The 650-nt window shown below is 38.0% G+C and carries 1 protein-coding gene; it reads left to right on the top strand.

The features are described from left to right. Positions 1-650 (top strand): ATP-binding protein (locus tag M3Z76_RS19665; RefSeq protein ID WP_483310192.1); only part of this gene is annotated, 650 nt, incomplete at both ends.

The raw sequence follows: 650 nt of genomic DNA on the forward strand, positions 1-650 counted from the left end.
GAACATACAATTGCACTTGGAAAAGGATTAAACATTGTTGGATTACTAAATATCCAGTTTGTAGTATTCAAAGATCAAGTGTACGTAATTGAAGTAAACCCACGTGCGAGCCGTACAGTACCGTTCTTAAGTAAAATTACAGGCGTACCGATGGCGAATGTTGCAACGAAAGTTATTTTAGGGCAAGACCTAGTAGAGCAAGGATATGGAACGGGTTATCACCCAGAAGAGAAAGAAGTATATGTAAAAGCTCCGGTATTCTCATTTGCGAAACTACGTTCAGTTGATACAACATTAGGACCTGAAATGAAATCAACAGGGGAAGTAATGGGTAAAGACTTAACACTTGAAAAAGCATTATACAAAGGGTTAGTTGCTTCAGGAATTAACATCCCAACGCACGGATCAGTAATCATCACTGTAGCGGATAAAGATAAAGAAGAAGCAATGGAAATTGCAAAACGTTTCCACGAAATCGGCTATAACTTATTAGCAACAGCTGGAACAGCACAGTCGTTAGCAGAGCAAAACATTCCAGTGCAAGTTGTAAATAAAATTGATTCTGAAGAATACAACTTACTTGATATTATCCGTCAAGGAAAAGCACAGTTTGTAATCAATACATTAACAAAAGGCAAACAACCAGCGCG

The organism is Metasolibacillus sp. (assembly GCF_025291715.1).
Lineage (GTDB): Bacteria > Bacillota > Bacilli > Bacillales_A > Planococcaceae > Metasolibacillus > Metasolibacillus louembei.